This is a genomic window from Hyphomonas sp. UBA3601, assembly GCF_002375605.1.
Lineage (GTDB): Bacteria > Pseudomonadota > Alphaproteobacteria > Caulobacterales > Hyphomonadaceae > Hyphomonas.
The window spans coordinates 13,330-17,751 of the sequence record NZ_DFME01000051.1; the positions used below are offsets into that span (position 1 = coordinate 13,330).

At 50.0% G+C, this 4,422-nt stretch carries 4 protein-coding genes; all 4 read right to left on the reverse strand.

What is annotated here, in order from left to right; all coding sequences use genetic code 11:
• Positions 1-443: aldehyde dehydrogenase family protein (locus B4F73_RS06030; protein ID WP_290482737.1), on the reverse strand; the 443-nt coding region annotated here is incomplete at its 3' end.
• Between the two features lie 2 nt (positions 444-445).
• A complete protein-coding gene (locus B4F73_RS06035) occupies positions 446-1,483 on the reverse strand; it encodes an arginine N-succinyltransferase (RefSeq protein ID WP_290482738.1) in 1,038 nt (345 codons plus the stop codon).
• A 1-nt stretch (position 1,484) separates the two neighbouring features.
• Positions 1,485-2,744 (reverse strand): hydrolase, encoded by a 1,260-nt coding sequence (locus B4F73_RS06040; RefSeq protein WP_290482739.1) that lies wholly within the window; start codon positions 2,742-2,744, stop codon positions 1,485-1,487.
• Between the two features lie 109 nt (positions 2,745-2,853).
• On the reverse strand, positions 2,854-4,422 hold a 1,569-nt coding region (locus tag B4F73_RS06045), incomplete at its 5' end, for an OmpA family protein (protein WP_349679546.1).

Sequence of the window (4,422 nt, forward strand, 5' to 3'; positions counted from 1 at the left end):
AAATTGAATGGACCGTATACTGCCATTACCCCGTGCGCCCGGTGAGTCAGGTGCATGGAGCCAAATGCTGCTTCCTGGACTTTCCCGCCTGCGCGCTCCACCTGAGCTGCAATCGAAACAGCCACCTTGGCTTTCATAGTCGCAGCTTCACCGCGCGACTCCCAGAGGGCTTTACCCATATCCTTGCTGATGGCCTCGGCAATCGCATCGGTGCGCTTGCCAATCTCGTCCGCATAAGCCTCAAGGATTGCTGTGCGCTCGCTTTGCGGCATTCTAGACCATCCGTGAAATGCACGGCGTGCGCTTTCTACAGCATCATGTACGTCACCGGCCGTCGCGGAAGCACCTTCCCAAGCCACATCACCAGTTGCTGGACAGTAATTCTGGAATACGTCTCCGCTTCCACGCCTCCAGCTCCCGTCAATCCAGACGGCGTCGTTCATCACTAACTCCTCACCCAGATTCGGGTTCTTGCTCCAGGCTTGATCTGAAGCTTTTCAAAAGTGTCTGCAGTCGTGACCGCAGTCTGATCGTCGCGCATTGCAATGGCAGCCTGGCACACGCGAAAGTCGGGCAACTCGTCGGTCGAAACCAGTCCTTGCTTGAATTCTGGTGCCCCTGCATCATTTAACACCTCCAGACGCACCTCCTGGCTCTCACGTATCGTCCGCAAGTGTCGCTTCTGCGTGGCGACCAATGGTCCACCATCAAATATGTCTACGGTGCGGTCGAATTCGAAGCCTTCCCACTGCAAGAGCTTGTACGCACCTACGCCTTCAGAATGGCACCGCCCAATTACCTCACGTGCCTCTGGCGGCAACAGGTCCACGTAAATTGGGTATTTCGGCATCAAGTCACAGATAAACTGATTGTCCGTGGTCGCAGACAAGCGGTCAGCCTCGTCAAAGTCCATACGAAAGAAATGACGACCAAGGCACTCCCAGAAAGGCGAAACACCATTCTGATCAATCACGCCGCGGAGTTCCGCGAGCACATTGGTCCCGAAACGCGCGGGGTCGGTTGCCATCAACAAATAGCGTGATTGCGCAGCAAGACGACCTGCCCCACCCCCGCGATGATTTGCTTTCAGAAATAGCGTACCAACTTCCGTATACCCAACATATTCATTTGTCAGCACCAGTGCATCCATGTCGAACCGCATATTGCCAGCAGCTTGGCTGGCTTGAGACAGTGTGATGATCCGATAGTTGAAGAAAGGCTGGTCAATTCCTGTCCCAGCTTTTACCGCTGAACATCCGACCACCTCGCCCGTGTCGGCATCCTCCATCATCAGGAGGTACTTTCCATACTCGATCCGGTCCAGACGCCCTGCAAACGCCTTCTCGGACTTTGAGAGTCTCTTTTCCAGAATACTCTCGTCGACTGGTAGGCTGGTAAACCCTGGGCCTGACAGTTCAGCAAGTTCCATCAGAGCTGGCAGATCCTCCAGCTTCGACGGGCGCATGACATAGGGTGTAGACATTTTACTGACCCATGAGTGATTTGATCCGGCGTGCATCCAGACGGCCATCTGCGAGTCGATTCAACAAAAGCGCTGACAGCGTCGCCCGCTCAGCAAAACTATCCGTTACCACATATTCTTCATTGGAATGAATGCGACCACCGCGAACTCCGAGAGTATCGACATTTGGGACGCCAGCAGCAAAGATATTGTTGCCCTCGCACACGCCCCCCGTATCGACAAATTCCAGTTCGAGGCCGATTGCCTGCCCAGTCGCATGTACCGCATCGAACAGAGCCTGCTGCGCGGCATTTCTGGGTTTTGGAGGACGGTAAAAGCCCCCGTGAAGATGACCGCTGATGCCATCGCGCGCGATCGCACGTTCAAACAGCCTGCGAACTTCAGACGTCGCCCACTCAGCACTCTCTGCATCCGGCGCGCGCGCGCCAAACCGAACGACTGCGAGATCTGGCACGATATTGACGGCGGACCCACCGTCAATTGAGCCGACATTCAGGGTAACACCGTCGCGTGTGCCATTCATCGCCTCCAGCCCGAGCACCAATTCGGCTGCTGCCTCTATCGCGCTGCGCCCCTCTTCTTTCGCGCGGCCAGCATGCGCCGCTTTACCGTGCAGCACGATGTCAAAAACAGCCGACCCCTTGCGGCCACCCGACATGGCGCCGGTCTCCATGGCGGGTTCATACGTCATACCGATCATCGCACCGGACTTGGCGGCCCGGGTCAAATATTCAGCACTCGCAAAATTTCCGATTTCTTCATCCGGCGTCAGAACGATCTTGTATCCTAGTCGGTCTCGCAAAGATCCGGCTTCAAACGCTTTCAGCGCTTCCAACATCACGCACAGGCCACCCTTCATGTCCGCCATGCCGGGACCATTGAGACGCCCGTCCCCCAAGTCGGTCACCCCCTCGAAAGTGCCTTCCGGAAACACCGTGTCATAGTGCCCGGACATAATGACCTGTACGTCAGCTTCTGGCCGCGCGGTGACTTCAATGACAGGTCCTGTCATTTGAACTTCCGTCTTGCCGCTATCGGCCACGGCTTCGAAACCCTCAGTTTCGATGACATCAATATGGGCCTGCAGTTCTGAAAATGCTCCGGCCAGAACAGGCGCGAAGCTTTTAAGACCTGCTGTGTTCCAGCTACCCGTATTGATGTCAGACCAACTACAGGTGCGCTGCACCATGTCTTCGCTCGCGCTATTGAGACGCTCACGCGCGGCTTCATCTTCGCGGCTGAGTGATTGCAATGTATCCATGGTCTCTTGGTTTCACAGGAAACTAGGCCCGGCAAGTGGGATCAACACGGCCCCATACAAAAACGGCCCGGCAGATAACTGCCGGGCCGTTTGATGAAAGTGTCAGTGACTACTGAACAGTGATCACAACTTCCGAACGACGGTTCAGAGGCTCACGAACACCATCGCGGGTCGCTTTTGCAAGATCCGTTTCGCCCTTGGCTTCTTCGGTGATGATCGACGAATCGATACCACGGGAAGCGAGCGCACTTGCCACGATGTCAGCACGACGCTGGGACAGGCGCTGGTTGTATGCGCTTGCACCGGACGTATCCGTGTGGCCTGCGATCGAAACAGTGTTCGGTGCACAACCGGCTTCGCCATTAATGTTAGCGACCGCTTGGTCGATAACGGCAGCCGCCTGGCTCGTCAGATCCGCACGATCCCACTCGAAATACACCACGAATTCCTGGTTGAGGCTGGAGCACACAACTTCAGGGGCATCCGTCGTCGTCGTCGGTGGTGGCGGCGGTGGCGGAGGCGGTGGTGGAGGTGGTGGTGGCGGAGGTGGTTCTTCTCCAACATCAGCTCTTCCTAAACCTTGTAATGAAAACTCACTAGTATCTATTTCATCGTGTTTACCAGCATCTTCATAACCTCTAATAAAGTTATACCATTTGTTTTCTTTGTCTAAAAACTCAGGTACTCTACCTTCTTGCATGTCAGTAAACATATTTTCTACATACCAACCTTTTTTAGCAACGTTATCGTAGTATATTTGACCAAGATTTTGACCTTCTAATATATGATTATTATTATCTCTTCGTATTATTTTAGCTTGAGTACCTTCGTAATCTAACGTTTTAAATCTTTTTACAATACCTTGCGCTTTGTTAAACAATACTTTAACAGAAGAATAATGTTCATTGTTACCATAAAAACTATTTCTTGCTGTAGTAAAAGTTATAACGTTTCCATTTTCTACCCAAGCAGCTTTGTTTAATTTTACAGTACAAGTTTGACCAGTACAAGTTACTTCGTTTATTATAGTATCTATATATATACCATTTCCTTCTACGTTCATACCAGGTACTAAAGTTCCTAAACCGTTTGAAACAACAATTATATTATTAGCTGAAGATGAAGAAACTTGTACATCTCTTTTTATAATTAAATCTAAATGATGCTGCCATGTTTCAGCTCTACCTTGACCAGGAGAATAATAATTAACACCCCATGGATCTTCATAATTTCTATAGTTGTATTTATTAGAACGGAAAGTGTAATAAATGTTTTTGTGACTAATACCACCTTGTTGTATAAACGATTTAAAACTAACCCAACCTTTTTTAGATTCAACCCAGCTTAAAGTATAAGCCTTGTCATTACCATCTTGATCTCTAGTTTCTACAGTAATATTGTATTGGTCTTCTCTATCGTCGTAGCTACCTATAATAGAAGATGCAAATCTTAAATTATCTTTAAACCAATCTCTCATACCTGCTTCAGATATAGGAGTTAAACCATCTCTTGATAATCTTAATACAGCTCCTCTTGCTTTATCAGCAAAATAAACTCTATATGATTCTGATGCAAAAGACTCAGGGTTTTTAGATATACCATACTCGCCTGTAAATGGTATTGTTTGTCCAAGAACAGCTTGATTAGAAGTTACATTAGTATTACCATCAGCGTTAAA